Raw genomic sequence first — 3124 nt, 5'->3', positions numbered from 1 at the left:
GCGACGATCGATCGCGAGAAGGTGGTCGCCGTCGCGATCGCCTCGGCATAGGCGGGGCGCGCCGCCTCGGACACCACGACCGGCTCGCAGCCGAGCTCCACGGCGAGCGCCTGCGCGATCGGCAGCACCGCGGCGGGGGCCGTGACGGCCGCATAGGACTGGGCGAGCAGGCGCAGGTCCATGGATGTGCCCGCGAAGGTCATCGCGGGGTGGATCGCCAGCGGGATGACGCCCTTGGCCACCGCCGGAGCGAGCACGTCGGTCCCCCAGGCCGGGTCCAGATGCATCGCGAGCTGACCCGGCTGCCAGTCGCCGGTCTCGGCCAGGCCCGCCACGAGGCCGGGAAGCTCGTCGTGCGGCACGGCGAGCACCACCAGTTCGCTGCGGCGCACGACCTCGGGGGCGTCGAGGAACGGCACACCGGGAAGCACCGCCTCGACGCGCTCCTCGTCGGAGCCGTGCGTGATCCCGATGAGCGCGTGGCCGACGCCGGCGAGCGCGGCGCCGATGACCGGTCCGACGCGTCCGGCGCCGACGATCCCGACGCCGAGGCGCCCTTCGCGCGTCATCGGTCCGCCTCCGCCGGTCCGGCGGGCGAGACGGGTTCATCGGCACCGTCCGTTTCGCCGGCACCGTCCGGTTCGCCGGCACCGTCCGGTTCACCGGCACCGTCCGGTTCGCCGTCCCAGCGGTGCGAGTGGTCGGAGGCCGCGGCGCGCACGGCACCCGCCGCGACGGCCTCGAAGAGATCCACGGCGGCATCCCGATCCACGATGCCGAGGGCACCCGACACCCGACCCGCGATCGTGTGAGCCCGCACGTTCGCGACGCGCAGGCGCCGATCCACGGGACCCTGGGTCACATCCACGCTCTGCAGCCGAGCGAGGGGGAAGACCCCGAGGGTGCGCCAGATGACACCGCGCCGGAGGAAGAGCGAGTCGTCGGTGAGCTGGAAGCCGTTGCGCCTCCACGAGAGCAGGCGGAACAGGCGCGCGCGATGCGGCGTGGTCGTGTACGGATCCTCGGGCTGCGGCCCGAGCACGCCGTCCTCGAAGATCGCGCGCCACTGCTCCGGCGTCAAGTGCGGCAGCACGAGGCCGAGCACGCGGGCGACGTCGTCGCGGTCGCCGACGGGCAGCACGGTGGCGAACTGATCCGTGCTCGTGTCGGTCGCCCCTCGACCCGACAGGCGGTTGAGCGACACCGACCACCAGCCGAGCGGGCGCCAGAAGATGGACTGCGACACCTCGACGGCGTGCACGCGGCCCGGCGGCACGATCTCGGTCACGGTGGTGAACAGCCCGAAGGTGATGCGCACGCCGCTGCGGGTGGGCGCGATCGAGTACCGCAGCGAACGGGTGATCCGCCGGAAGGCGTAGGTGCCGAACCCGAGCAGCACGGGGAGCATCGCGAACAGCACCCAGGGCGTTCCGTAGACACCGCCCAGCACGACCGCGACGATGCCGAGCAGCAGGGCGATCGTCGATCCGCTGAGCAGCTGCGAGAGGATCAGCCGGCCGGGCGGGATGCGCACGACCGACTCCGGTTCGTCGGCGGCGTCCTCCGCCCCGTGCACGAGCCCGTCGATGCCGGATGAGACCGTGGACGCCGCCGACGCGGCCAGATCACTCGCCGCGCGGCCGTGCACACGCTCAGCCCGCACGCTCGCCTCGGCGAGCTGCCGCCCGGACGCGAGGCGCAGGATGTCGGCGCGCACCTCCTCGGCGTTGGTCGTCGAGAGGTACTCGAGCTTGACGTTCGCGTCGAGACCGGCCCCGACCACCTCGAGCTTGGCCATGCCCGCCAGCCGCGCGATCATCGGCCGCGTGAGGTTGACCCCCTGCACGCGGTCCAGCGGTGCACGGCGGTGCGTGCGGAAGAGCACGCCCGAGCGCACCTCGACGTCGTCACCGGTGATGCGGAACGTGTGGAACCGCCACGTGACGTAGAAGATCCCGAGCACGACCAGGAGCACGCCGAGCACACCGAGCAGCACGACCAGCACCAGTCCATGGCCGAGCACGTAGTCCACCGGGTCCTGGCCGGCGTCATAGCCTCCCGGGATCACGCCGTCGAAGAAGAACGCGATCACCCGGTCGCGCAGGTTCGCGACGATGATGCCCACCACGACCACGAGCACGAGGCCACCCCGGAACACCGGGGTCAGCGGATGCATCCGGTGCCAGTCGCCGTCGCTCAGCGGCGATCGCGTGGCTCCGGTCGCCGGATGCGGTCCCCCGGGCACGGGGGAGGTGGGAGGGATCTCTGTCACAGTCCCGTCCGACGGGTCTCGGCGACGTCGATCAGGGTGTCGCGCAGCACCTCGGCGGCCGCCTGCGTGAGCCCGGGGATGACGACGCCCGTCGAAGCCGCGGCGGTGACGAGCTTCAGCTGGGCGATGCCGAAGCCCCGGTCGAGCGGACCGTGGGTGATGTCCACGAGCTGCATGCGCCCGTAGGGCACGGCCACCACGCGCTGCCACAGGATGCCCTTGCGGAAGACGAGGTCATCGCGTCGCAGCTGGTATCCGACCGCGCGCGCCTGGCGCGGCGTGATGATCAGGCCGATCCCCGTGATCACCAGGACCACGCCGGCCGGGATCCAGATCCACCACTGTCCGAGCACGACGGTCATCACGACGGCGACAGCGAGCACGAGGGCGAAGAAGAAGCCGCCGGAGATGAGCTGGACCCACACGTACGGCCGTGCGAGCTGGTGCCACGTGCCGTCGCCGAGAGGAAGGCGCGCCTCGCCCTTCGGCTCGCGGATGTGCGCGAACGTGCCGTCGTCGAGCGCGGCGTCGCGGTGCGGGCTCGCGGTGGCCGCGTGGTCGCCGGTCCCGGTCGTCGGGAGCGTCGCCTCAGACGCCGCCGGCTCCGATTCCGGTGTCGGGACCTCCGGGGTGTTCGTCATCGTCGTCCTTCCGGATCGTGCACAGGTGCTCGGCGACCAGGCCCGCGGCGACGAGCGCCGCCCCGCCGCCGACGGTCGCCAGCACGACCCCCAACGAGCCTACCGAGGGGAAGACCGGCCGGGTGAGGAGGAACAGTGCGAGTCCGACGGCGAACCCGGCGGTGAGGGCGCCCACGATCGAGGAGGCCTTGGCGAGCATCGCGATCCGCAG

The 3124-nt window shown here is 72.4% G+C and carries 4 protein-coding genes; all 4 read right to left on the bottom strand.

Annotated elements, in window-relative coordinates; all coding sequences use genetic code 11:
• A partial coding sequence (locus B4E30_RS09675) for an NAD(P)-binding domain-containing protein (protein ID WP_286795050.1) occupies positions 1 to 569 on the bottom strand: 569 nt, incomplete at its 3' end.
• Positions 566 to 2272, bottom strand: coding sequence for a PH domain-containing protein (locus B4E30_RS09670; RefSeq protein WP_286795046.1), 1707 nt, complete (start codon positions 2270 to 2272; stop codon positions 566 to 568). The genes B4E30_RS09675 and B4E30_RS09670, both read right to left, overlap by 4 nt.
• Positions 2269 to 2913 carry a PH domain-containing protein gene (locus tag B4E30_RS09665; RefSeq protein WP_348670275.1) on the bottom strand — a complete coding sequence of 215 codons (645 nt, stop codon included), beginning with the start codon at positions 2911 to 2913 and terminating at the stop codon, positions 2269 to 2271. The genes B4E30_RS09670 and B4E30_RS09665 overlap by 4 nt, the downstream gene beginning before the upstream one ends.
• The coding region (locus B4E30_RS09660; protein WP_286795044.1) for a DUF3180 family protein at positions 2861 to 3124 on the bottom strand (264 nt) is incomplete at its 5' end. The genes B4E30_RS09660 and B4E30_RS09665, both read right to left, overlap by 53 nt.

Source organism: Microbacterium sp. UBA3394, from assembly GCF_002358725.1.
Lineage (GTDB): Bacteria > Actinomycetota > Actinomycetes > Actinomycetales > Microbacteriaceae > Microbacterium > Microbacterium luteum.
This window is presented reverse-complemented; position numbering and strand designations above follow the sequence as displayed.